The organism is Pseudomonas sp. B21-021, assembly GCF_024749205.1.
GTDB classification, from domain to species: domain Bacteria; phylum Pseudomonadota; class Gammaproteobacteria; order Pseudomonadales; family Pseudomonadaceae; genus Aquipseudomonas; species Aquipseudomonas paraglycinae.
Genome location: NZ_CP087192.1, coordinates 3,109,407 through 3,133,245, shown reverse-complemented (window position 1 = coordinate 3,133,245; position 23,839 = coordinate 3,109,407). Strand labels below are relative to the sequence as shown.

Sequence of the window (23,839 nt, the reverse complement as noted above, 5' to 3'; positions counted from 1 at the left end):
GGGCAGTTTTAATGCGTTGCCCTCGCTCCCCTCTTACGGCATCCTGCGCACCCATTTTCCGACCCGGCCCCGCATTGCGGCACGCAAACCACCATGACCGTCTCTGAAAAAGCCCCGCGCAACAACGATCTGATCTACGGCCTCAACGACCGTCCGCACTTCACCGCAACGGTGTTTGCCGCCCTGCAACACGTGCTGGCCAGTTTCGTCGGCATCATCACCCCGACCCTGATCATGGGCGGCGCCCTCGGCCTGCAAAGCGAAATTCCGTACCTGATCAGCATGGCGCTGTTCGTCTCGGGCCTCGGCACATTCGTTCAGGCCAAGCGCTTCGGCCCGGTCGGTTCCGGGCTGTTGTGCCTGCAAGGCACGAGTTTTTCCTTTATCAGTGTGATTCTCAGCGCCGGTTTCATGGTCAAGGCCCGGGGCGGCGGCACCGATGAAATCCTCTCGACGATCTTCGGCGTGTGCTTCTTTGCCGCGTTCATCGAAGTGGTGCTGAGCCAGTTCATCGGCAAGTTGCGCATGCTGATCACCCCGGTGGTGACCGGCACCATCATCACCCTGATGGGCCTGTCGCTGATCAAAGTGGCGATGACCGACATTGCCGGCGGCTTCGGCGCGGCGGATCTGGGCGCGGCGAGCCATGTATTCCTGGCGGCGCTGGTGCTGGGCACCATCGTGGTGTTGAACCGGGTCGACGTGCCGTTCCTGCGGTTGGGCGCAATCGTCATCGGCCTGACCCTCGGCTACGTGGTGGCGTGGTTGATGGGCACCGTGGATTTCGCCAACCTGCCGCAAGTGCCGGTGGTCAGCGTGCCGGTGCCGTTCAAATACGGTTTCAACTTCGACTGGGTGGCGTTCGTGCCGGTGGCGGTGATTTTCCTGGTTTCGCCGCTGGAAGCGGCCGGTGACCTGACCGCCAACTCGATGATCTCGCGGCAACCGGTCAAGGGCCCGCTGTACATCCGCCGGATCAAGTCCGGTTTGCTCGCCGACGGCCTCAACTCGGCCATGGCGGCGGTGTTCAACAGCATGCCGATGGTGACCTTCGCCCAGAACAACGGGGTGATTCAGCTTACTGGTGTGGCCAGCCGCTACGTGGCGTTCTTCATCGCCGGTCTGCTGGTGCTGCTGGGGCTATTCCCGATGATCGGTGCGGTGCTGCAACTGATGCCGAAACCGGTACTCGGCGGCGCAGAGCTGGTGATGTTCGGCACCGTGGCGGTGGCCGGGATCAAGATCCTCGCCGAGGCCGGCCTGCATCGGCGCAACATGCTGATCGTGGCGATTTCCCTCGGCATGGGCCTGGGCATTGCCGCCGTGCCGGAAGTGCTGCGCGAACTGCCGCAGGCGCTGCGCAACATCTTCGAATCGCCGATCACCGTCGGCGCGCTGTGTGCGATCGTGCTGAACATCTTCCTGCCGGAAGAGTTCATCGAGCTGGAAGAAGATGACTTCGACCCGGAAGCCTCTATCCTTCAGGTCATGGAAAACCCCGACCTGCCGGCCAAAGCTGAACCTGCAACCAAGGCCGCTGTCGCACAGTTGAACCGTTGATCCTGTCCGCTCGATGAAAAAAGGGCTGATACCGGCGACGGTTCAGCCCTTTTTCAATGAGAGAGCATCAATGCGCCGTCTCCAAGCCGTCATCCTGTCCCTGCTTCTGCTCTCCCTCAGCGCCTGTGCGCTGTTTCCCAACCGCGATCCGGTGAACATCAACGTGGTCGGCCTCGAACCGCTGCCGAGCCAGGATCTGGAAGTGCGCTTCGCGATCAAGCTGCGGGTGCAGAATCCCAACGAAACGCCCATCGACTACAACGGCATCGCGCTGGATCTGGAGGTCAACGGCCACTCGCTGGCGTCGGGTGTGAGCGATCAGAGCGGCTCGATTCCACGGTTTTCCGAAACCATCGTCAGCGTCCCGGTGAGCATTTCCGCGTTCTCGGTGCTGCGCCAGACCTTGGGCCTGAGCCAGACCCAAACCCTCGACAACCTGCCCTATGTGCTGCGCGGCAAACTGGCCGGCGGGTTGTTTGGCACGATGCGCTTTGTCGATACCGGCAAGCTGAGTCTGCCGAGGGCCAGTGCTGCCACCTGGTAAAGATGCGGTAGTCTGCACGGCCCACTGTCAGAACATGGAAGCCGTGGTTTATGGAAGACACGCCCACGCTGTACACCGAACGACTGATCTTGCGTCCGCTCGAACTGGCGGATGCCGAGGCCATCCAGCAGCAATTTCCCCACTGGGAAGTGGTGCAATATCTGAACGCTTTCGTGCCCTGGCCTTATCCGGACGACGGCGCCCTCACCTACCTGCTTGACATTGCGCTGCCGGCCATTGCGGCAGGCAAAGAGTGGCACTGGACGATTCGCCTCAAATCGGCACCGGAGCAATTGATCGGCAACATCAGCCTGATGGACGAGCCGGACAACCACCGTGGGTTCTGGCTCGCCCCGGCCTGGCAGGGTCAGGGCCTGATGACCGAAGCCAGCGAAGCCGTGACCCGGTACTGGTTCGAAACCCTCGATCAACCGTTGATGCGCGTGCCGAAAGCCGCACCGAACCTTGGTTCGCGAAAGCTCTCGGAGCGCAATGGCATGCGCTTGATTCGCACCGATGAGGACAACTTCGTCGGCGGTCGTTTTCCGCGGGAGATCTGGGAAATCACCCGCGAAGAATGGCGGCGCCGACAGTCCGTCAAACCGTGAACCGCACCCCCGGTTTCGCCCGCTCATCGACGCTCAACTCGAACACATCCGGCCGCGCATAGTGGCCGACCACGTCGTAGTCGTAGCGGGCGCGCACCAGTTCTTCGGTGTCGATTTCGGCGGTGAGCAGCCCGGCCTCGCCGCGCAACGGCCCGGCCAACACATCGCCCATCGGCCCGACGATCACGCTGCCACCGGCGATCAGCGGTCGATCCCCCGGCCAGTTGGCGATTTCTACGCCCAGTTCATTCGGCGAGGCCTGCACCTGACAGGCGCTGACCACAAAGCAGCGCCCTTCATGGGCGATGTGGCGCATGCTCACCTGCCACATTTCGCGCTCGTCCACGGTCGGCGCACACCAGACCTCGATGCCCTTGGCGTACATCGCCGTGCGCAGCAGCGGCATCATATTTTCCCAGCAGATCACCGCGCCGAGTTTGCCGACCTGCGTGTCGAGCACCGGCAGCGTCGAACCGTCGCCCTTGCCCCAGATCAGCCGTTCGGTGCCGGTGGGCATCAGTTTGCGGTGTTTGGCCACAAGACCCGCCTGCGGGTCGAAATACAGCGCGGTGCAATGCAAGGTGCTGCCGGCCCGTTCGATCACGCCGATCACCAGATTGGCCCCGGTGCGCGCCGACAGCCCGGCCAGCGCTTCGGTTTCCGCGCCCGGCACATCGATGGCGTTGGCGAAGTAACGGGCATAGGCCTCACGGCCTTCCGGCAAGCGATAACCCAGCTGCGTGCCGAAGCCCTCGCCTTTCGGGTAACCGCCGAGCAACGCTTCGGGCATCACTACCAGCGCGGCGCCGGATTCGATGATCGCGGTTTCCCAACTCAGGATCTGTTCCAGAGTTTCAGCCTTGCCACCGGGCAAGGCGCCGATCTGCAGGGCGGCAACGATTGATTTGGGCATGGCGGTCACTCCGTGAAGTTCAGGTGTTGCTCATTCTCCGGCGCCACGGGATCATGAATAAAGACCGATCCACTGCTGAATGATATGAGCCAGATGAATATCGCAACCGTCGACCTCAACCTGCTGAAAGTCTTCGAAGCCCTGCATGAAGAGTCCAGCGCCAGCCGCGCGGCGTTGCGCCTGGGCGTGACCCAGTCGGCGGTCAGCGCGGCCTTGCGGCGGTTGCGCGAGGTGTATGGCGATCAATTGTTCGTGCGCACCGGCCGGGGTCTGGCGCCGACGCTCAAGGCCAACCAGTTGAAACCGGTGGTCAGCGATGCGCTCAACAAATGCCGGCAAAGCCTGGCCATGGTCGACCCGACCGCCCATCACTACGAAGGACGCTCGGTCACCGTGGGCCTTTCTGACGATTTCGAGATCGCTTACGGCCGGCGGCTGATCGAGGAAATCGCCCGCCGCGCGCCGAAACTGCGGCTGATCTTCCGCCAGACCCACAGCCAGATCGTCGCCCGGGCGCTGATGGAGCGCAGCATCGATCTGGCGATCACCGCCGGCGGGTTCGCCGAACGGCTGCTCAGTCGTCAGGTGCTGGGTGAAGGGGGTTACGCGTGTCTGGTGGATCCGGCGAGCCTGGCGCCGGGCCAGCAACAGATCGATCTGGAGGAATTCGTCACCCGCGAGCACCTTCTGGTGTCGTCGGGCGGTTTTATCGGGATTACCGATGAAGGGCTGGCAGCGCTGGGCCGCAGTCGCCGGGTCTGTGCCTCGACTACGCATTTCGCGGCGTTGCCGCATTTGCTCAAGGGCAGCGATGCGGTGGCGACCATTCCGACCCACGCGGCGCAGGCCATCGCTTCAATGAGCGGGCTGGCACTGCTGCCCTGCCCGCTGGCGCTGCCGCGTTACCCGATCGAACTGGGCTGGCGCACCAGTACCCAGATCGATCCGGTGGTACTGACGGTGCGCGAAGCGATTGGCGCCAGTTTCAGGGCCGAGTGATTACTTGTTGGCCGCCATCAGGCGATTGACTTCACTGCGCACCATGTTGGCGAACTCCGGCGGCGACATGCCGTCCAGTTCGGCGCGCACGAATTCGGCCCATTTGCCCTTGCGCTTGGAGCGCTCGCCGAACAACCGCGCGGCTTCGCCCTTGGCTTTGCCCAGATTGTTCTGCCAGAGTTCGAACAGTCGGGATTTCTCGTCTTCCAGCGCGGCGCGCTCTGCGAGGGATTTGTCGGCCAGATTGAAACTCATCGGGAATTACCTGCTGCATGAAATGGCGACATCTTACACGCTGGACGGAAACCTCTGACGCTGGTTTTTGCTCCGGATGGAAAATCGCTGCAACTTTTCAAGTCGCGCCACACTCCATTGTTCACTGTCCATTCACCTGCAAGGAGTCACCCAATGGCCCGGAAAACCGCCGTTCAAGCCGCCGAAGACCAAATCAAGGACCAGGCCTTCAGCGAACTTCAGGCGCTGATCGAAGAGTCGGAAAAACTGCTCAAGAGCAGTGCCTCGCTGGTCGGCGAGGAAGCGGAGACCCTGCGCGGGCAAATCGCCCAGAAACTGCAGCAGGCGCTGGATTCGGTCACCAGCGTGCGTGACCGCACCAAACCGGCGGTGGACGCCACCGAGAGCTACATTGGCGGACACCCGTGGCAGACCGTGGCGATTTCCGCCGGTTTCGGTCTGGTGGTCGGATTGCTGCTCGGTCGCCGCTGAGCGCGAACAAAAAAGGCGAGCCCTCGGGCTCGCCTTTTTCATGTCCGGCAAACACTCATTCGCCGGCCAGTTCACGCAGCTGCGACAGGGTCTGTTGATCCAGTTCGATGCCCCTGGCCAATGATTTTGCCCGCTGCAAATGCCGCCGGTCACCCGGCAAACGCTTGAGTCCAACCCCGTGCATCTGCCGCACGAGTTCCTGACTGCGTTCGGCGAAGCTTTGCCCGGCGGTCTTGCTCGGGTCGATCACGATCAGCAGTTGGCCAGTCCACGGGGTCTTGGCCCCCGGATGGTTCTTCCAGTCGAACTCGAACGAGAAGTTGCCGCCGGTCAGCGCGGCGGCCAGCAGCTCGACCATCATCGACAGCGCCGAGCCTTTGTGTCCGCCAAACGGCAGCAATGCACCGCCTTCCAGAATCGCTTTCGGGTCGCAGGTCGGCTGGCCAAGGCTGTCGACGCCCATGCCTGCCGGCAGTTTCTCGCCCTTGCGTGCGGCGATTTGCACGTCGCCATGGGCGATGGCGCTGGTGGCCAGGTCGAACACGATCGGCGCACCGTCAGCCCGGGGTGCGGCGAAGGCGATCGGGTTGGTGCCGAACAATGGCCGGTCGGCACCGTGGGGTACCACGCAGGTCATGCTGTTGACCACGCTCAACGCCACCAGACCCTCATCCGCGAAAGGCTCGACGTCCGGCCACAGCGCGGCGAAGTGATGGGAATTACGGATCGCCAACACCGCGATCCCGGCACTGCGGGCCTTTTCCACCAGCAGTGCACGCGCCGCCGCCAGCGCAGGTTGAGCAAAACCGTTGCCGGCATCGACGCTGACGAATCCTGACGCCACGTCCTCGACTTTCGGCACAGCCTGGCCGTTGACCCAGCCGCTGTTGAGCGTCGAGACATAACCGGGGATCCGGAATACGCCGTGACTGTGCGCACCGTCCCGCTCGGCATTGGCGCAATTGGCGGCCAGCGTTCGGGCGACTTCGGCCGAGGTGCCGTGACGGGTGAAAATCGTTTCCAGCAATTGAGTCAGCTCGTCCAGCGAGACCGTGGACGAGACCGCATGATCGTGTGGCGCAGACATCTGAAGCTCCAGAGTAATTATTGGAGGGAACAACAGCGAACGAACAACCCGCCAGAGGATTAACCATGGCCGGCCGGTGGCCTGTCAACCCCGCAATATTTATCTACCACCTTCGCCAGCGTCACCCGCCCTAGCCTTGCGTCTCGACCCACCGGCGCCTGCCCGCATGCGCCCCTCATCGAGACTCGATCATGTCAGCCCCCATCAAACCCTTGTTGTTCCCCGAAGTCTTCGACTCCCCCGGACTATGGACCGAACTGGGCAAGACCCACGGTCTGTCCGAACACGAATTCAGATGGCTCGTCCACGCCAGGCTGTCCTCCCACAACTTGCGCAGCCAGCAGACCCCGGCCATGCGCGCCGAGCGGGTACTGCTTAACGTTGGCAGTGAAATCCCGGTGCCGCTTCCGGGCGCGTTTGTTCTCAGCCAGACACCCGTCAATCAGGCCCATATCCTTTACACCGCCTTCGACGGCATCAAGAAATACGCTGACCGCGCCGACTTGAAGCAACAGTTCGAGCAAAGCCTGAACGACGCCGACGACCAGACCTCGCTGTTTGCGCTCCTGTCGTTGCCACAACGTAAACGGCTGCTCGACGCGGAAAAGATTTCCGTGTCGTTCACACTGATCGAAGGTGATGTATTCGATGAGACCACCGAGGCGATCAAACAGAGCCAGTTGTTGAATGCGCAGGCAATGCGTACGGAGCTGGAGAAACTGCCGACGCTGACGCACCTGCTGGAAAACATTCTCGACGAATTGCTCAAGCCCCACTTCGGCAGCTTGCAGCAGAGCCGAACCCGCGTCGGCTTCTACACCCTGGACGGCGCCACCGGCTCCGACCGTGCGGCGCCCGACAGGCATTGGCTCGAATCCATGAGCCTGAGCGACGCAGTGCTGTTGTATTACCGCCACCAGCAATGGCCGACCGCTGCATTGCGTGAGTTCACCCACCCCGACAGAACGGCCACTCAGGATGACCAACTGCAATGGGAAGACGCCGTCAAAAGTGCTGCCGGCAAGCTGTCGGCGCTGTTGTTTCAACATCTGGAACGCTATTGGGATGCGCCCTCCAGCAACGGCTCGTCGCGTCGAACGTTCTTTGCCGAAGCGCTCGAGGATCAGGCGCGCGCCGAATGGATGATCAAACGCGAAACCGGCATTCTCGATGCACCGCAATTCAACGCACTGCACCAGTTGATACGACCCGGCGAGGACGGCTCCATACGTCCATTGACCGAAACCGTGCGTCTCTGGGAACGTGAAGCCAACTACGTCGAACTGGCGGGTTCGCTGATGATTAGCGGCACCCACGCCTTCCTTTACACGCCGGTGCAGGGCCTGCAGGTACTCACCGACTACAGCGATCTGAAACAGACGCTGCTGAGCAAATTCATGGCCAAGGGGCATGAAGACGAACTCTACAGCCTGCTCAGTCTGGACGAGCGTAATCGCTTCCTTGGCTTCGATCAGCCGCAGGTGTCGGGAGAGCGGGTGCTTGGAGAGGTCTTCAAGATCCTCTTTGAATCCATCATCACCAAGCAACGGCAAAACATCGAGTACGCCTTGCAGGTGTTTCGCCACAGCGATGGCGCGGTGAATCTGCACGCCCTGTTCGACAAGAGCCTGGACATTCGCTCGATGATTCATGCGCGTCTGCTCGAGTTCGACAGCGCTGGACGCTGGAGCACGCAACCGGTGTTGTCGGGCAATCAACAGCCGTCCCTGGTCCTGGCGGACAAGGCGCGTGCCGCGATCAAGACGTTCAGCAGCGTTGAAGCTTCGCTCGGCGAATTACTCAAGACGCAACCGATGGCAACCCTGGAAGTCCAGCGACCGTTTCTCGAAAACCTCAAGTCAAACCTGGGCCATGCCTGGTTTCTCGGGGTGACCGGCGAAGCCCGGCTGCGAGCATTGAACGGTACGCTGCAAGCGTCGGCGCGGGCGATCGTCGATGCCGTGGTCAACCCCGACCAGCCGACCCGCGTGCTGCGTCGGGCGCTGGAGGGTTTTCGCCCGGACGCCTATGGGCTCACCCTGCAGTCTGCCGGCCAGCAAAACCTGCTGCCGCTCGCCCATTGCCTGCTGATGACCGAGCGTGGCGGCCTCGACGCCCGGCACTCCGGTCGCACGGTACTGTGGACACCCGCGCTCGGGCTTGAAGTATTCGACACCGTCGCGGTTGCCCGGCACAGGCTCGAGCAACGCCTGCTGCATAACGTGCAACGCCTGTCATTGCTGGAGAACATTCTGCCTGCACAGTTTCAGCTGCATCAGCGCTATTCCCTGGGGGCGTTTCAGTTCATCGAACACAACGTGCTGCACAACCGCATGCAATCGGCCATCGAGCATTTTCTCGGGCGCTGCGAGCAGGTGCGCAGCCGCGTCAAGGATCCCGCCCGGCGCAGCAAGACGCTGACAGCGTTGAGTGAGCCGGCTTTTCACACCAACCTGAAACTGGCCACGGCCCATGCCCGGGCAATCGCTGCACAGCAGAACTACCCTGCCTGGCTCGGCATGGCGGCGGTTGCGGAGCAAAAACTGCACGTCGAACTGATGGAGCAATGGCGCCAGAGCGTCGTCGACGACAAGGACTACCTGACAGGTGTGCCGACACTGGTCACCCATGTCGAACAAACCCTGAAATCACTGCTCGACAGCCGCTTCCCCGATAGCCGGATCAATCCTCGCCACATCCGGATATCACCCAATCTGGCCCTGGCCGGCCCTGCGCGCAACCTGGTCGAGTTTGCCCTCAATCACATCAACATCGCCCAAGGCACCGGTTTCAAAGTCACGTCGATCAACGCCAGCGCCTTGCCCAAAGGGCTGGATCAGAGCGCCGTCAGGCAACTGCTGCTGTCGCTCGAAATTCCCACCCGCTACAGCGAAAAAGTCATTCAGGCACTGGCGACGACTACGGTTGCCGGGCTCGCCCGGCAGCAGATTTTCTTCCGTCAGTTGCCCTGGCAATTGCTGCAGCATGCTCACGCGCTGAAACTGCAGCAGCATTTGTCCGAAACCGCGTTCAGTTACATTCGGCAGGCGCTGGACATGCCGGATGCCATCGCCCGTGCCGCCGTGGCCGGCACACACGCCATGGTGTGTCCACTGTCACTGGTCAAGACCGCCGGAGCTACTGCCGTCGAGGCATGCGGACTGTATGTGTTGGCACCCGGCACCGCCCACAAGGGGCCAGTGCTGCTCTATACCCCGTTTGCCGAGCAGGCATTTCACGAATTCTTCGACGAAAAGGCCCTGATTGCCGCTCTGAATATTCCGGGATTCCTGCAAAACCTGTTGCTTCGCCGTTTACCGCAGACGCAGCGAGCGACCTTCCGCAGCCTGCTTGCCAGCAGCCTGGGACAGACCAGCGAAATGACGCTGGACTACCGTCCGATTGGCGGCAACCTGCTGGAACGTCTGTATCAGGACAATCTCGAGCTGTTGAAACAGATGCTCGGTTCTCAGCGCGACAGCGACGGCCAATCCGACTGGGAAAACGCCAAAGTCCTGTTCAGTGATGACATCCAACAGGTCGCGGACATGTTGCAAGGCAAACTCGCCTATGGGCGCTTTCTCTGGCAAGCCTACGATGACTTCAAGGATTCGGCCGAGGCTCTGCAGAATCATCATTGGAAGAAGGCGCTGAAGTCGTTTATCGATGGCGCAGAGCAAATGGTCACCGTCGGCCTTCTGCCTGAAATGTCCGCCGAAAGCGCAGTTGTCACCGACATCGGCGAACAGGCAACCGAAGCCGGCGCCACACAGGTCGAAAAGATTGTTGCGCCGAGCCTGGACGAAATTGAATTGACCTCGCCACAACGCACACTGCTGCAGCCTTTCGAAGCAACCGACGTAGCGCTCAAGGACCTCACCTTCAGTGCGACCCAGGGCGTGTACCAGAAGACATCCAACAACCGCAGCTATGCCGCGGTGGACGGCAAGGTATACAGGGTCGTCAAAAACGGCTCGGACTGGCAATTGGCAAAGGGTGAAGAGCGCGGCCCGTCACTGCGCAAGACCGACTCACGGATGGTGCGGATCACGCCGGGCCAGACTGTTCATTACGGCAAAGCCTTTTCCCGAATGCTCGAGCACAGCAAATACACTCGGATTCGTCGCACGATGCTCAACATAGAAGCCCACGGTATGGAAGAAATCACCCGGCGCTACCCTGAAAAAGCCCGGGTGTTGGGGCGTGCAGTGGGACTGGCCCGGGATTATGCGTTCAACTGCCTGCATAACCTGGCCATTCTGGACATCAACGTTGTGCCCGGCGGACGGGTCAACCGGTTTCTCATGGAGTTCTTTGATGTTCCGAAAGTCACGACGCAGATCCTGTCCAGGATCAAGACCGCGATCCTGCCGATCTGCAATGCGTTGGTAGACCCGACGGACGATCTGCTCAACACCGACCGCTTCATCGTCGGCTCCACCAGGTGGTTTCACGACGTGATCGCGTTTGTCCTCGATGGCGACCAGCAGAACAAGGTCCATTTCACCCAGCACTTCTTTGACCAGGACCTGGGGGACTACGTGCCCGTCACTGCGCCTGGATTTGATATCGACGGCCACGCACAAGCCGAGACCCTGATCCACGAACTCGCCCATCAACTGAGCAACGCCTGGGATATCGCAACCGTACGCGGGCGAGAGCCTTTCTGTGACCTGATTTCGTCCGTGACACCCGACGGCGCCAAGCTGCTCCAGGAGTTGCAGGACGAACGAAGAATGGCGCTTTCACTGGCCACTCCCCGGGCGCAATTGTTTGCGGAATGGAACCCGGAGCGCGCGGTCTGGATTGACTTTGACAGAATTCCCGAAAAAGAGGCCACGGCCGCGGAGATATTCAGGCAAACGCACAGCACCACCATGAACGGGGCGCGCAATGCGTTCGTGGATCAACAAACATCGGATGCCCGCGTCGGTGTCATCTTGCACAACGCCGATTCGATCGCGCTGCTGATCTGCGAAGTGGGCCGGCAGCTGGAAGTTGCATCGTCCCCTTGATCCACACAAAAAATGCGCAGGCTCGATACCTGCGCATTCCGTTCAACTGCGTTGAACTCAGTCCTTCTGGTCACGAAGGACATTGCCCGATGCGCCGTCGATACGGAATTCGTACACCACGCCATCAGCCTTGCGCCCTTCCCCTTTCCAATAGCCGTTGTTGTCGGCCTCGATCTCGTAGACCTCGACATAACCGGCCTTGGTCTTGACGATTTCGATGGCCTTTTCGATGGTGATCCATCCAGCGCCCGGGCGGTCGGCCAGCGCCGCACCGGCACTCAGGAGACTGGCGGTTGCGACGAAAGCGGCCAAGGTTCTTTTGATCATTTTTTCACTCCATTTATGATTAATGTTCGCGGGACGTCCTGTTTTTTGGGGCGTCTGAGGGAAAAAAAGTTCCAAGTTTGATGGGTAAATGCCATGACGGTTGTTCTCGACACCTCCCCCCCAAGGTTAGAATGCGGGAAATCAGGATGAGTCAATGACCCAGAACACCCTCTCGGAAGCCGAATACGATGCGATCACCGATGCCGCCGCGCATTGGTGCATGCGTCTGCACGCCGTCGACTGCACCGCCGAAGAGCGGCTGGCGTTCGAACAATGGCGCGATGCACACCCGCTTCACGCGTTCGAGTATGAGGCGATGCTGGAAATCTGGGACGTGGCTGAACACTTGCCGCGCCCGGAACCCGCACCGGTTGTGCCGATTCGCCAACCCGTCAGCTCATGGCGCCAGTACGCCGTTGCGGCGTCGGTCTGCGCACTGGCTTTGCCACTGGCGGCCTGGACCGGCTGGAACCTCGGCTGGCTGCCCAACAGCTATCAGCATTTCGCGGCCACCGATAACGTCCGCCATGTCACCCTGGGTGACGGCAGTCAGGTCGAGCTGAACCTCAACACCGAGCTGACCTACAGCAACTTCAAGGACGAACGCCGCGTCACCCTGAAAAAAGGCGAGGCGTTCTTTGAAGTCAGCCACGACCTGAGCCACCCGTTCATTGTCAGGGCCGCCGAAGGCAGGATTCGCGTCACCGGCACCCGCTTCAACGTCTGGATGTATGAGGATCAGGTGAAGGTCAACCTGATCGAGGGTTCCGTGCTGGTCACCAGCAATTCCCGACTGGCCGGTGACGGCTTGCGTCTGGGCCCCTCGATGCAGGCACGCTACAGACACGGCGACGACATGCCGCAAATCAGCCAGACCTACGCCAACGACAACTCGCTGGCCTGGCGCAGCGGCAAACTGGTGCTCGACAACCTGTCGCTGAACGAAGCGTTGCCGCAGATCAACCGTTACCTGGACAAACCGCTGATGCTCGCCGACAACTCGACCGGCTCGATCCGGGTCGGCGGGATCTACAACATCAAGGAACTGAACAGCTTCGCCAGTTCCCTGCCCAAAGTCCTGCCGGTGTTCCTGACCCGCAACAAGGACGGCAATCCGGTCATCAATCCGATGCCGCAGCAACCGGTAAAAAACTGAAGGCCGTTCCCGTGAGGGAGCGGCCTTCTGCTTTGGCACTTGTCAGCGATGTTTACCGTTGATTACTGCGCCGCGACTTTCCCCGCCTTTTCCAGATCATCGCGCACGGTCTGCACCTGATACTGCGGATCAGCCTTGATCTGCTGTTCGGTGAATGGCAACACGCTCCACTGTTTCTTCGAGAACGCCTCGGTCTGGTCGCGGGAATACTTCGACGCCGGATCGCTGGACAGCGAGAACGCCAGCAAACCCTGGGCATGCGGCCCCTTGTCGTCGAACGTCACGACTTGCAGGTAACTGGTGCCGCTGACCACCTCCAGCTTGCCGTCTTCACGGGGCACGCTCTGGATCGCGTTGTAAATGCCAAGCGTCCCCGGGCCACCGTGGATCGGCGTTTGCTGACCGCCACTGCTGACCACCTGCACATCGCCCCAACGGGTTTTCTCGGTCAGGCCCATTTTGGTGGCGGACTCGGCCGACGCCAGCATGGCCTCGCGCAATGCCTTGGCCACTTCCGGCTTTTCAATGGCCAGCCCGCGTGGTGTGTGTTGCGCATCCTTCGGATCGAAGGCCACACGCCAGGCCTGCGGCGATTCCTGCATCGCTTGCATGATGGTCTGGAAATGCACCAGCCCGACGCCCGATTCCAGATTCGCCCGGCCGTCCCACGCCTTCAGGCTGCTGCACACCGATTTGAGCGCTGCATCAGGCTGGGAAGCACAGAACTTCAACAGATCCGGCAACACCTGCGTTGCCAGGAACACCTGATCGTCCATCACCATGTGTTGCAGGTCCTGCACCGATACCGGGCCTTTTTTGCTCAGGGTCGCCAGACGATCCAGCGCAAAGCGCGAGCGCAGGCTCAGTGGCTGGCCGTCCTGACTGATCAGCGGCGAGAAGCCGGTCAGCGGTTGCGCCGGGTTGGCCAGCCACGCCGAGTCGTTGGAGTGCTGGACGAAGTCCTTGCGCAACAACTGTGGCAACTGACTCGAAGCGTAAATGCCCTTTTGCGCGGCTTGCGGATCGATGTCCCAGGCGCAGGCGCTGTTGGAACCGTCGAGCACGATCATTTTCAGACCGGCGCGCGGGTCGCTGCACTTGGCCAGTTTGTCGGCGCTGACGTTCGGCACCACCGACAGGTTCATGTACAGCGTCTGGCCCTTGTCATCCACCGCCAGGGTGTTGACCCACGGGATGCCCTGAATCGTGTGCACCGAATCCTGCAGATCCTTGAGATTGCCGGCGCGGTTCATGGCGTACCACTGCTTCAGCACCCGGTCGTTGTCGAGGTTGGCATCGCGCAGGCTATAGGCGAACTGATTGTTCCAGTCGAGCTTGCCGGGCCACTGCACGATCGGGCCGAACTGCGAACTGTAGACATCCCGCGACACCGGCACGACGTGGCCGTCCGCCTGTTTGACCTGCACCGTGACCGTCTGCTTGTTCATCGGCAGGGACTGGCCGTCGAGCAGGTAACGGGTCGGATCCTTCGGGTCGAGTTGCAGGCGATACAGGGTGAAATGCTTGGACGAGTCGACGGTGTGGGTCCAGGCCAGATGTTGGTTGAAGCCGATGTTGATCATCGGCAAGCCCGGCAGCGCCGCGCCCATCACATCGAGTTTGCCCGGAATGGTCAGGTGCATCTGATAGAAGCGCATGCCGCCGACCCACGGAAAATGCGGGTTGGCCAGCAGCATCCCACGGCCATTTAACGAACGCTCGCTGCCCACCGCCACCGCGTTGCTGCCACGGTCGAGCGCGAAGCGTTGCTGGCGCGCGTCCGCCAGTTGGTAAGCCCGCGCATCGCTTTCGATCTGCGCAGTGGCCTGCGGCGGCGTCGCACCCGCCAGGGCCTCGGCGAACTGGCCGACACCGCCCTCGACCAGCAGGCGACGGGTCAGCTTCACCAGGTCTTCGGCGGCGATATCGCGCACCCATTCACCCTGGCACTGTTGCGGCAGTCCCTGCTGGCGACGTTCGGCCAGGTAACGGTTGTAGCCGGCGGCATAACCTTCCACCAGATCACGCACTTCGACCGGCTGAGCCTGCCAGAAAGCGTTCACTGCCTGCGGCGTGTTGAGCCACTGGAAGAACACGTCGCTGACGCGGTTCTCGCGCTCTTCGACTGTCAGTTGCTCCGGCCCGAAGTACCGCGACCGCTCGCCGTTGACCGTCACGATCTCGTTGGCCAGCAGGCACAGGTTGTCCTGCGCATAGGCATAACCGATGCCGAATCCGAGACCGCGTTCGTTCTCCGCACGGATGTGCGGTACGCCAAAGCCTGTGCGACGGATATCCGCGCCGGTCTGAACGGACGGGCTGAACGCCTGCGCCGACAGACTCAGCCCGAGAAACAGGCCGGCAAGGGTCAGTCCGGTGAATTGCCTGGAAATAGTCACGCTCGCTCCTGATCGAAATGCCGTAGAGCGAACCGCCCGCCACCGTGAACACGTCGGGCCCGGCTCGCTCTGAAATCACCCACGCGTCACGCGCAATGAGCCTGTCCAGAAAACGAAGCCGCGGAAAAAAAATTTAGTCGGTCACACAGCCCTCTCGCACCGTAATCACGGGGAAAAGACAAAACCACGACAAATTTTCTACATTTTTCGCTTCATGATTTGTCGAGCTGAAACGTCTTGTTTAGAGAGAGCACAAAAAACCTTTCCTGATCAGGCTCTGAAAGGAGTAATCGCATGTACAACCCACCCCTACCATCGGAAGGTAGCCAGACCCCACAAGGAGCGCCCATGGGTTCGCACGTCGACGTATTCGGGCAACGGATCGAGCGTCACGGCAATGAGCGCATCCGTTTGCTGCTTAAAAGCTTCGGCCTGCGCACCAGCCTGATTCGCCTCAAAGTCATCGACACCCTGCTGGTCGCCGCCGAGGACGACCGTCGTCTGGGTGTGCGTGGCGTGCATAGCCAACTGCTGGATCTGGACATTCCGTTGTCCTTCCTCAGCGTTCGTGAAGTGTTGAAGCGTCTGTGTGCCGAAGGCGTGATCACGTTCAACGACGACAAGAGCTACAGCCTCCATCCCCAGGCTGCCGCGGTGCTCAACAACGATTGAAGCACCCGGCAGACGCCGTCAGGGCTTGACCTTGCGGCGCATCACGCCGTTGATCACCACGACCACCACCGCCACACCGATGGCGATGTACTGGAACGTTTGCTCGCTAAGCTTGCCGGCGTTTTGCAGCCAGGACAGGCCGAGCATGATCAGCAGTACGGCGACCGCGATCAGAATCGAATATATCAAGCGTTGCTTATGGGTCATTACAGGTTCCTGAACCGTTGGAATGTATCGGGTTTGTATCGGCGTTGATGCCATGCGCATACCGTTTGACGGGGATGCGCCGCGGTAAACGGGGTCTCATGTTACAGCCGATGAAGAGCTTTGGCTTCAAACGGCGTTAACCATGAGGATCCTTGAAATGCTGCGTCGAATCACCTGGCTGATTCCTGTACTTGCACTGCTCACCCTGAGCGGCTGCATCATCTTTCCCCACGGCGGCTGGCATGGCGATCATCGCCACTATGGGCCTGGCCCGGGTTACTACTACCATCGTTAAGCCATCTCACGGAAAGGATGCCAGCGTCCGTCCGTTCAAATGCAACAACGGATTTAAGCGTCAGGAAAAATGCCCACAGGAATGTGGGCATTTTTTATGGCTCGGCCATCAATGCCGTAGGGCGTTTCACCTGTGCAAGCAAGAAAGTCTCCCTCTGCAACATCACGCATAACCGCGTCATAGACCGTCACACCAATGGCGTAGGAACAATCCCTGCTCATCCCTACCCTTTGCGCTCCCTCTCGACGACCGTGAAAGCGCATGCAAAGAACTCTCATCCCCCTCCCCCCACTCCAGGCACTCGGCTTCTGTCTGGCCATCACCCTGTTCGAATGGTTGACCTACATGGCCAGCGACATGGTCATGCCGGCCATGCTGACCGTCACCCGGGATCTCGAAGCCGAGGCCGCTCACATCCCCAACGCATTCAATCTGTATCTGATCGGCGGTGTCTGCCTGCAATGGCTGATCGGGCCGCTGTCCGATCGGTTCGGCCGGCGCCCGTTGCTGCTGGGCGGTTGCGCACTGTTCGGCGTGACCTGCGCGGCGGCTGTCGCCACGCCCGGCATCGAAGTGTTCAACGCCCTGCGCCTGTTGCAAGGCATGGGCCTGGGGTTCGTCGTGGCGGTCAGTTACCCCGCGCTTCAGGAAGTCTTCTGCGAGGCCGATGCGGTGCGCCTGATGGCGTTACTAGGTAATGTCGCGCTGCTTTCGCCCCTGCTCGGCCCGCTGCTCGGCAGTCTGCTGCTGGAATGGCTGAGCTGGCGCGAGCTGTTCCTCTGTCTGGGTCTGATCGCGACACTGACCTGGATCGGACTGTATGCCTGCATGCCGGAGACGATCGGCGTTGTCCGCCACGATGGAGGTCGACAAGCGCCGATCCCTTTCTCGTTTCGCCAGATCGGTAGCCGCTACCTTGCATTGCTGCGCAATCACCGGTTTGTCGGCACGTGCCTGGCCCTGGGTCTGATGAGCCTGCCGCTGATTGCCTGGATCGGACTGGCGCCGCTTCTTCTTGTCCAGTTGCTGGGCCTGACCACGCGCGAATATGCGCTGTGGCAGATTCCGGTGTTTTCGGCGGTCATCGTCGGCAATCTGATCCTCGACCGACTGCTGGCGTCGCGGGATCTGCCGCAATTGATTCGCCTGGCGCTCTGGCCGTTCTGCCTGGGTTTGCTGACCTTGATCGCCACCGCAGTGACCAGCCTTTCGCTTGCCGGATTGATGACCGGCCTTGGGCTGTATGCCGTGGGGCTGGGCATGAGCAACGCCGCTTTGTACCGACTGGCACTGTTTTCCAGCGATGACAGCAAAGGTCTGGTGTCTGCCGCGATCGGCATGATTTCGATTGCCGTGATGGGTGTCGGTGGTTCGTTGATCGCAGCGATCGGCGGCGGCACCCGTCTTGAATCCTTCGCTATTTGGGCGGCGCTGGGCGGCCTGCTCAGCCTGCCCCTGCTGTACCGGTTTCTGCCACACGTCCCGGCAGACACCGCTTCTTCAACATAACGACAAGGACGCCTGATGAACCACTTCCCCTACAGCGACGCACTCTGTGCGTTGACGCAACCTTATTGCCCGGATTCCGTGCCGGACGGGCTGTTTAACCAGGCCATGGCCGAAATGAGCCGGTTCCACTGCCAGCACACTCCGGGCTACGAACACTGGCTGAACGCCAATGGCCTGATCGTTGGTGACCTGGATCACCTTGATGACTGGTCGCGGCTACCGCCGATTTTCGCCAGTTATTTCAAGCGCCAGGCGTTGCTTAGTTCCACCGCAGCGGACGCACTGGAACTCACTTCCTCCGGCACCAGCGGCGAAAAAAGCCGCATGCGTTACGACGAGCGCAGCCTGGGCGCGGCCCAGAACATGGTCGAGCGGATCTTCCAGCACTATGACTGGGACACCCTGCACACGCCGTGCAACTACCTGCTGCTGAGCTATGAACCCGAGGGCAGCATCAGCCTGGGAACATCATTCACCGATCAGTTTCTGTGCGGCTTCGCGCCCGTCAATCGCGTGGCCTACGCACTGCGCCGAACGGGTGGCGGTCATGAATTCGACGGCTTTGGCGTGATCGCAGCCTTGCAGTCCTTCGCCGAAGAAGGTTTGCCGGTACGGATCTTCGGCTTCCCGGCCTTTCTCTGGCAGACCCTGCAACGCATGCAGGCGACCGGGGTGGCTGACCTGCAACTGGCGCAAGGCTCGCTGACGCTGTTTGGCGGCGGCTGGAAAACCCACGCGGCGCAAGAGATTCCCCGCCAGCAACTGTACGAACGCATTCACCGCCAACTGGGCATCGAGATGTCCCGTTGCCGTGACGGCTACGGCGCGGTCGAGCATGCGGTGCCTTACCTCGAATGTGCTCACCACCGTTTCCATGTACCGGTCTATTCGAAGGTTTTCGTGCGCCATCCCGCTGACTTTACGGTTCAGCCTTACGGCCGTCAGGGCTTGCTGAGCTTTGTCTCGCCTTACATTTCTTCGAGCCCCGCGCACGCGGTGGTCATGAGCGATCTCGCCACCCTGCAACCCGGCTCCAGTTGTGGCTGTGGTCTGTCCACCGACTGGTTCGAACTGCATGGCCGCGCGGCCACCACCGCTGGCCGTAGCTGCGCCATGGCCGCCTCTGAACTGCTGGGGAAGCACTGATATGTACTTGATCAACGGACAGCTTCACGACGACTGCACCCTCGACGGCGCACTGCAACAGCTTTACCTGGATTTGCCGGAACGATTGGCCAAAACACTCGAAACAGCGACCGTGCTGAGCGCAGCAGCCGCTTTCGCCAAACGTCTGCAGGATCCGGACACGGCATTGCCCATCGATCCCGAGCAACGCCAGTCACTGATCGAGTTCTGCCAACCCGCGGCCCTTCGGCGCAAGCTTGAGCGCGAACTCGGCGAGCAGCCGGGCAGCCTGCGTCGCCTCGACTATCGCCAGTCACGCTTTGAACGCTGGAGCCCGCTGGGCCTGGTGGTTCACATCACCCCCGGCAATGCACCGCTGCTGGCTTTCTGTGCGGTGATCGAAGGCCTGCTGGCCGGCAACGTCAACTGGTTGCGCCCCAGCAGCAGCGATCAGGGTCTGACGGCGCAATTGCTTCATGGATTGGCGCAGTGCGATGCGACCGGCCAGATTGCCGGGCATGTCGCCGTCGTTCCGGCCAGCACCGCCCAGATCGGTCAGTTGTGCCAACAGGCCAACGGCGTTTCAGCGTGGGGCGGTGAGTCGGCGCTGCAAGCCATCCGCCAGCAACTGGCACCCGGATGTCGCTGGATCGACTGGGGCCACCGCATCAGCTTCATCTACCTGACACCGGCAACGGTCACGCCAGAAGCCCTGGACAGCGTGGCCGATGAAGTCTGCCGCCTCGACCAGCAGGCCTGCTCCAGCCCGCAATGGCTGCTGGTGGACAGTGACGATGAAAACACTTTGCGCTCAATCGGCGAAGAACTGGCCGAGGCGTTCGAGCGTCGATCCCGGCAATGGCCAGTCCTGCCGCCTTCGATTCAGGAGGCCTCGGAAATCACCACCCGAACGGCGATGGCGCGGCTGGCCCAGAGCTTTGGCGGGGCCAGCGGTCATGTGTGGCAGGCGCCGGACTGGCGGGTGATCTGGACCCACGACCAGCAACTCGGTCCCTCGCCGCTGTTTCGCAGCCTGCTGCTCAAACCGATGCCGCGCGCACGGATCGCCGAGGCGCTGTTGCCCTGGCGAAACGTGCTGCAAAGCGCCGGGCTGATGTGTACCGAACAAGAAATGGCCGAACTGGCTCAAACACTGATCGCTGCAGGTGTCACACGGGTCACTCCGGTGCAGGCGATTCACGAGGGCTATGAGGGCGAACCCCACGACGGTGTGTATGCCTTGCAGCGCTTGAGCCGAAGGGTGTCGGTCAGTCTGCCGGCTACAGAGCTGGCCACCCGTGCCACGCTCGATCCGCTGCCGAAGCCACCCTGCGTGGCCAATCTGCCGATCATGAGCAAGGACGCCTTTGTCACCCTCCCGATCCATCCGGCGGCGCGGTTGTATTTCCGCTCCGGCGGCAGCAGCGGCACCCCGGCGTTGGCCGGTTACAGCTACCGCGATTTCGATCGGCAGATGCGTGCCAGCGCCGACGGCTTGTTCGCGGCGGGCCTCGACCCGAGCCGCGACCGGGTGATGAACCTGTTCTTCAGCGGCGGGCTGTATGGAGGTTTCTTCAGTTTTTCCAAAGTGCTGGAGCTGCTGGGGGCCACGCACCTGCCGATGGGGGCGCCGGCCGATGACGATTACCGCGAGATCGCGCAGATAATCATCGACCAGCGCGTCACCGTGCTGGTCGGTATGCCCAGCACCCTGCACCGTCTGTTCCTCAATGAGCAGGAACGGCTACGCGAATATGGCGGGATCGAAAAAGTCTTCCTCGGCGGCGAACACCCCGGCGAACAAAGCCTTGCGCTGATGCGCAGCTGCGGCGTCAGGCTGATTCGCTCGGCCATTTACGGCAGTGTCGACGCCGGGCCGCTCGGCCATGCTTGCCCGGCCACCGGCGATGGCGTGTTTCATCTGATGAGCGATATCCAGCACCTGGAAATCGTCGAATTCGAGTCTGATCGACCGGTGATCGACGGTGAAACCGGGCGCCTGATATTCACCTCCATCGAGCGCGAAGGTCAGGATGTTCGGCGCTACGACGTCGGCGACAGCGGTCGCTGGCTCCCTGGCGTGTGCAAGTGCGGGCTGCCCACGCCGCGCTTCGAACTGCTGCAACGTCACGGCAAGTTGATGCGCATCGGTACCGACTTCATCAGTCTGTCGCAACTGGCAGAGCATCTGCAGACCGAGTTCCAGCTGATCCTCGAACATGCCCCGGATGGCCTGGAGCGCATGCGCTTTCGCAGCCCACGGCAAGCCGATGATGCTCAGCAGCGCCTGCTGACCTATCCGACCCTGGCGACGCTCATCCACACCGGACTGCTGACCGTTGAGGTAGAGGTTTGCGGCAGCGAGAGGTTCACCCGCAACAAACACAGCGGCAAGACGTCGCTGCTGATCGACAATCGGGGCGTTGGTCCCTGCGCAGACAGGCAAGGAGCCGAACATGAACACACGATTTGAACTGCAAGAACTGGTGACCTTGGCGCGACGGCATTCCGGCTTTTATGCAAGCCACTTCGCCGACATTCCCCCGCACATCTCATCACTGGAACAACTGCCGGTGATCGACCCCGTGGAATACTGGAAAGGCAGTCATGACCTTGACCAGTGGCCTGTCCTGACGGCGCCGCTGAATGACGCACTGGTTTTCAAGACCGGAGGCACCACCAGCGCCGGCAAGTTTTCACTGTTCCGGCGCGAGGAATGGCAGACGCTGGTGACGGACTTCGGTCGCAGTCTCGACGCGCAGCTGAGCGCCGGGGACCGGGTGGCCAACCTGTTCTTTGCGGGTGACCTGTATGCCAGTTTCATCTTCACCCACGATGCGCTGGCGCAGGTTGAAACCGAGATCGTCGAGTTTCCCTTCACCGGCCATATCGACTCGAACCTTCTCGCCGATGCGATCGACCGGCACCGGATCAATGTGCTCGCGGGTATACCGGCCCATCTGCTGAGCTTTGCCGCGTGGCTCGAGCAGAATGGCCGGGCCCTCGAGGGTGTCACCGCCCTGCTCTACGCCGGCGAAAGCCTGTTTGACGCACAGTTGCAACGGCTTGAGCGGGTGTTCCCCAATGCCCGCGTGGCCTCGATCGGCTACGCCAGCGTGGACGCCGGATTCATCGGTGCCAGCCATCGTGACTGCGCTCTTGGCGAACACCGGGCTCCCGAAGGCCACGGTGTGCTGGAAATTCTCGACGAACAGACCGGTGAAGTGATCGAAGAATGCGGTCGGGTCGGGCGCCTGGTCATGACCAACCTCACGCGCCGGTTGATGCCGTTGATCCGCTACCCGGTCGGCGACCGTGCGTGCTGGCGAGAGCCGCCAGGCACGTCGGGGCGCAAGTTCGCGCTGATGGGCCGCTGTGCCGACAGCCAGAGGGTGCGCGTGGGCATTCTGACTCTGCTGCCGCAATCGATCGGCGAGACCGTGCTGCGCATCACCGGCAGCGACGATTGGCAACTGGTCATCGAGCAGGATGACGCCACGGATATCCTGCGCCTGCACTGGGCGCCGGACGCCCTGACACCGGCAAACGCTGAAGCCGACCAGACGCTGCACAGCGCCTTGATCGAAGACTATCCGTTGATCAGGCAACTGAGCGCCGATCACCTGCTGGTATTGCAGATTCGCTGCTGCAAGGTTCAGGAACTGGCACGCCATCCACGCTCCGGCAAACGGCAACACGTGCTCGATCGGCGCGTCTACAACGGCTCTGGCCAGGGGACCTGCTGATGGGCGCGATCACCCTGCGAGACTACCGCACCAGTGACGCCCCGGCCGTCAGCCACCTGTTCAGAAAGATCTATGGCGACCATTACGCTCAGCCGCATGTTTATCTGCCCCGCATGATCAGCCAGAACCATGCCGACCGCCGCTGGCACTCGTTGGTAGCGGTGGCGAACGGTCAGGTGGCAGGTCACTCCGCGTTGATTCTCGACAAAGGATCATCCCTCGCCGAACTGGCCCTGAGCGTGGTAGATCCGCAGATCCGTGGGCAAAACGTCGCCACGCAAATGGGCCGGCATTTGCTGATCCATGCACAGGCGCTGGGTTATCAGGGGGTCACGATCAAGCAAATGACCCATCACCCCTACACCCAGAAAATGGCCGCCGGCCTTGGTTTTCACAACACCGGCGTGTTGCCCGATCACGCACCGTCGCCCTTTGGCGGCGCGGTGACGGAATCGCTCGTGCTGGGTTACGCCCCGGGCGATGGTTATCAGCGCCCGTTGCCGGCCTTGACCTGGCCGGATGAATGCCGTGAGTTCATGCAGCAGATGTGCGACGTGTTCGGAACGCGCTTGAACGTGTCGCCCTGGGTCGGCGCACCGGCGCAGCTGGAACAGCGCTGGGGGCGATATGACGGGGTATTCAACGAAGTGGACGACAGTTTGCTCAAGCAGCTGCAACAACTGCCCGACCATTGGCTGATTTCGATCAGGCTCAGGCTGGCGCAGGGTTTCGACAATGCCTGGCGCCAGTTATCGACGATGGGTTTCGTGTTCAGCGGACTGGCGCCCGATGAACGAGGCGCTGGATGGCTGGCGTTGTTTCATCGGGGGTTCCAGCCCAAATCGCTGATATTGCATTGCCCGCAAATGCAGCGACTGCATGACGATATGCAGCGGCAGATCGCCTCGCCCTCTAAACTCCACGCTTGCGGCAATCGCCCATAAACGAAAG

The 23,839-nt window shown here is 61.4% G+C and carries 20 protein-coding genes; 14 read left to right on the top strand and 6 right to left on the bottom strand.

Annotation, left to right across the window (positions count from 1 at the left end; translation table 11 throughout):
* The first annotated feature begins 93 nt into the window (after positions 1-93).
* From LOY31_RS13935 to LOY31_RS13925, 3 genes are all read left to right on the top strand, one after another.
* Positions 94-1,560 carry a nucleobase:cation symporter-2 family protein gene (locus LOY31_RS13935; RefSeq protein WP_258713536.1) on the top strand — a complete coding sequence of 489 codons (1,467 nt, stop codon included), beginning with the start codon at positions 94-96 and terminating at the stop codon, positions 1,558-1,560.
* A gap of 70 nt (positions 1,561-1,630) precedes the next feature.
* On the top strand, positions 1,631-2,104 hold the full coding sequence (locus LOY31_RS13930; RefSeq protein WP_007957522.1) for an LEA type 2 family protein: 474 nt from the start codon (positions 1,631-1,633) through the stop codon (positions 2,102-2,104).
* A 50-nt stretch (positions 2,105-2,154) separates the two neighbouring features.
* Complete coding sequence (locus LOY31_RS13925) at positions 2,155-2,712, top strand: GNAT family N-acetyltransferase (RefSeq protein WP_258713535.1); 558 nt, start codon at positions 2,155-2,157, stop codon at positions 2,710-2,712.
* Here LOY31_RS13925 and LOY31_RS13920 read toward each other — a convergent pair.
* Positions 2,702-3,625 (bottom strand): carbon-nitrogen hydrolase family protein, encoded by a 924-nt coding sequence (locus tag LOY31_RS13920; protein ID WP_221535449.1) that lies wholly within the window; start codon positions 3,623-3,625, stop codon positions 2,702-2,704. The genes LOY31_RS13925 and LOY31_RS13920 overlap by 11 nt on opposite strands.
* Positions 3,626-3,709: 84 nt before the next feature.
* Here LOY31_RS13920 and LOY31_RS13915 point away from each other — a divergent pair, with 84 nt between their 5' ends.
* Complete coding sequence (locus LOY31_RS13915; RefSeq protein WP_221535450.1) at positions 3,710-4,624, top strand: LysR family transcriptional regulator; 915 nt, start codon at positions 3,710-3,712, stop codon at positions 4,622-4,624.
* Here LOY31_RS13915 and LOY31_RS13910 read toward each other — a convergent pair whose 3' ends face one another.
* Positions 4,625-4,879 carry a hypothetical protein gene (locus tag LOY31_RS13910; RefSeq protein WP_007957535.1) on the bottom strand — a complete coding sequence of 85 codons (255 nt, stop codon included), beginning with the start codon at positions 4,877-4,879 and terminating at the stop codon, positions 4,625-4,627. It lies immediately after the preceding gene.
* A 153-nt stretch (positions 4,880-5,032) separates the two neighbouring features.
* On the opposite strand from LOY31_RS13910, the gene LOY31_RS13905 reads away from it, so the two are divergent.
* Complete coding sequence (locus LOY31_RS13905; RefSeq protein WP_007957537.1) at positions 5,033-5,350, top strand: YqjD family protein; 318 nt, start codon at positions 5,033-5,035, stop codon at positions 5,348-5,350.
* Between the two features lie 55 nt (positions 5,351-5,405).
* Here the strand turns inward: LOY31_RS13905 and LOY31_RS13900 are convergent, their stop codons facing one another.
* Complete coding sequence (locus tag LOY31_RS13900; protein WP_258713534.1) at positions 5,406-6,437, bottom strand: Ldh family oxidoreductase; 1,032 nt, start codon at positions 6,435-6,437, stop codon at positions 5,406-5,408.
* A gap of 191 nt (positions 6,438-6,628) precedes the next feature.
* On the opposite strand from LOY31_RS13900, the gene LOY31_RS13895 reads away from it, so the two are divergent.
* A complete protein-coding gene (locus LOY31_RS13895) occupies positions 6,629-11,452 on the top strand; it encodes a M35 family metallopeptidase (RefSeq protein WP_258713533.1) in 4,824 nt (1,607 codons plus the stop codon).
* A 57-nt stretch (positions 11,453-11,509) separates the two neighbouring features.
* Here the strand turns inward: LOY31_RS13895 and LOY31_RS13890 are convergent, their stop codons facing one another.
* Positions 11,510-11,779, bottom strand: a complete 270-nt coding sequence (locus LOY31_RS13890; RefSeq protein ID WP_007957544.1) for a PepSY domain-containing protein — start codon at positions 11,777-11,779, stop codon at positions 11,510-11,512.
* Positions 11,780-11,933: 154 nt separating this feature from the next.
* On the opposite strand from LOY31_RS13890, the gene LOY31_RS13885 reads away from it, so the two are divergent.
* Complete coding sequence (locus LOY31_RS13885) at positions 11,934-12,935, top strand: FecR family protein (protein ID WP_258713532.1); 1,002 nt, start codon at positions 11,934-11,936, stop codon at positions 12,933-12,935.
* A gap of 62 nt (positions 12,936-12,997) precedes the next feature.
* Here the strand turns inward: LOY31_RS13885 and LOY31_RS13880 are convergent, their stop codons facing one another.
* Complete coding sequence (locus LOY31_RS13880) at positions 12,998-15,334, bottom strand: acylase (RefSeq protein WP_258713531.1); 2,337 nt, start codon at positions 15,332-15,334, stop codon at positions 12,998-13,000.
* Between the two features lie 294 nt (positions 15,335-15,628).
* On the opposite strand from LOY31_RS13880, the gene LOY31_RS13875 reads away from it, so the two are divergent.
* Entirely contained in the window at positions 15,629-16,006 is a 378-nt protein-coding gene (locus LOY31_RS13875; RefSeq protein WP_045121840.1) for a fe2+ zn2+ uptake regulation protein, read from the top strand.
* An 18-nt stretch (positions 16,007-16,024) separates the two neighbouring features.
* On the opposite strand, the gene LOY31_RS13870 is transcribed toward LOY31_RS13875, so the two are convergent.
* Positions 16,025-16,213: a hypothetical protein gene (locus LOY31_RS13870; protein ID WP_007957552.1), complete on the bottom strand. Its 189-nt coding sequence runs from the start codon at positions 16,211-16,213 to the stop codon at positions 16,025-16,027.
* 157 nt (positions 16,214-16,370) lie between these two features.
* On the opposite strand from LOY31_RS13870, the gene LOY31_RS13865 reads away from it, so the two are divergent.
* The 6 genes from LOY31_RS13865 (at position 16,371) to LOY31_RS13840 (ending at position 23,832) form a co-directional block, all read left to right on the top strand.
* Positions 16,371-16,508, top strand: a complete 138-nt coding sequence (locus tag LOY31_RS13865; protein ID WP_007957554.1) for a hypothetical protein — start codon at positions 16,371-16,373, stop codon at positions 16,506-16,508.
* 261 nt (positions 16,509-16,769) lie between these two features.
* Positions 16,770-18,017: an MFS transporter gene (locus LOY31_RS13860; RefSeq protein WP_258713530.1), complete on the top strand. Its 1,248-nt coding sequence runs from the start codon at positions 16,770-16,772 to the stop codon at positions 18,015-18,017.
* Positions 18,018-18,032: 15 nt separating this feature from the next.
* Positions 18,033-19,163, top strand: a complete 1,131-nt coding sequence (locus LOY31_RS13855) for an acyl-protein synthase (protein WP_258713529.1) — start codon at positions 18,033-18,035, stop codon at positions 19,161-19,163.
* 1 nt (position 19,164) lies between these two features.
* Positions 19,165-21,615, top strand: coding sequence for an aldehyde dehydrogenase family protein (locus tag LOY31_RS13850; RefSeq protein WP_258713528.1), 2,451 nt, complete (start codon positions 19,165-19,167; stop codon positions 21,613-21,615).
* On the top strand, positions 21,599-22,888 hold the full coding sequence (locus tag LOY31_RS13845; RefSeq protein WP_258713527.1) for a phenylacetate--CoA ligase family protein: 1,290 nt from the start codon (positions 21,599-21,601) through the stop codon (positions 22,886-22,888). Before LOY31_RS13850 ends, LOY31_RS13845 begins: the two co-directional genes overlap by 17 nt.
* Positions 22,888-23,832, top strand: coding sequence for a GNAT family N-acetyltransferase (locus tag LOY31_RS13840; protein WP_258713526.1), 945 nt, complete (start codon positions 22,888-22,890; stop codon positions 23,830-23,832). The genes LOY31_RS13845 and LOY31_RS13840 overlap by 1 nt, the downstream gene beginning before the upstream one ends.
* The last annotated feature ends 7 nt before the right edge of the window (positions 23,833-23,839 follow it).

What these genes read in the sequence shown, in the direction of transcription:
- LOY31_RS13855 (WP_258713529.1), top strand. Translation starts at nt 18,033, where the DNA reads ATGAACCACTTCCCCTACAGCGACGCACTCTGTGCGTTGACGCAACCT.
- LOY31_RS13840 (WP_258713526.1), top strand. Translation starts at nt 22,888, where the DNA reads ATGGGCGCGATCACCCTGCGAGACTACCGCACCAGTGACGCCCCGGCC.
- LOY31_RS13920 (WP_221535449.1), bottom strand. Translation starts at nt 3,625, where the DNA reads ATGCCCAAATCAATCGTTGCCGCCCTGCAGATCGGCGCCTTGCCCGGT.
- LOY31_RS13935 (WP_258713536.1), top strand. Translation starts at nt 94, where the DNA reads ATGACCGTCTCTGAAAAAGCCCCGCGCAACAACGATCTGATCTACGGC.
- LOY31_RS13860 (WP_258713530.1), top strand. Translation starts at nt 16,770, where the DNA reads ATGCAAAGAACTCTCATCCCCCTCCCCCCACTCCAGGCACTCGGCTTC.
- LOY31_RS13925 (WP_258713535.1), top strand. Translation starts at nt 2,155, where the DNA reads ATGGAAGACACGCCCACGCTGTACACCGAACGACTGATCTTGCGTCCG.
- LOY31_RS13895 (WP_258713533.1), top strand. Translation starts at nt 6,629, where the DNA reads ATGTCAGCCCCCATCAAACCCTTGTTGTTCCCCGAAGTCTTCGACTCC.
- LOY31_RS13845 (WP_258713527.1), top strand. Translation starts at nt 21,599, where the DNA reads ATGAACACACGATTTGAACTGCAAGAACTGGTGACCTTGGCGCGACGG.
- LOY31_RS13915 (WP_221535450.1), top strand. Translation starts at nt 3,710, where the DNA reads ATGAGCCAGATGAATATCGCAACCGTCGACCTCAACCTGCTGAAAGTC.
- LOY31_RS13910 (WP_007957535.1), bottom strand. Translation starts at nt 4,879, where the DNA reads ATGAGTTTCAATCTGGCCGACAAATCCCTCGCAGAGCGCGCCGCGCTG.
- LOY31_RS13865 (WP_007957554.1), top strand. Translation starts at nt 16,371, where the DNA reads ATGCTGCGTCGAATCACCTGGCTGATTCCTGTACTTGCACTGCTCACC.
- LOY31_RS13875 (WP_045121840.1), top strand. Translation starts at nt 15,629, where the DNA reads ATGTACAACCCACCCCTACCATCGGAAGGTAGCCAGACCCCACAAGGA.
- LOY31_RS13900 (WP_258713534.1), bottom strand. Translation starts at nt 6,437, where the DNA reads ATGTCTGCGCCACACGATCATGCGGTCTCGTCCACGGTCTCGCTGGAC.
- LOY31_RS13885 (WP_258713532.1), top strand. Translation starts at nt 11,934, where the DNA reads ATGACCCAGAACACCCTCTCGGAAGCCGAATACGATGCGATCACCGAT.
- LOY31_RS13890 (WP_007957544.1), bottom strand. Translation starts at nt 11,779, where the DNA reads ATGATCAAAAGAACCTTGGCCGCTTTCGTCGCAACCGCCAGTCTCCTG.
- LOY31_RS13870 (WP_007957552.1), bottom strand. Translation starts at nt 16,213, where the DNA reads ATGACCCATAAGCAACGCTTGATATATTCGATTCTGATCGCGGTCGCC.
- LOY31_RS13930 (WP_007957522.1), top strand. Translation starts at nt 1,631, where the DNA reads ATGCGCCGTCTCCAAGCCGTCATCCTGTCCCTGCTTCTGCTCTCCCTC.
- LOY31_RS13905 (WP_007957537.1), top strand. Translation starts at nt 5,033, where the DNA reads ATGGCCCGGAAAACCGCCGTTCAAGCCGCCGAAGACCAAATCAAGGAC.
- LOY31_RS13850 (WP_258713528.1), top strand. Translation starts at nt 19,165, where the DNA reads ATGTACTTGATCAACGGACAGCTTCACGACGACTGCACCCTCGACGGC.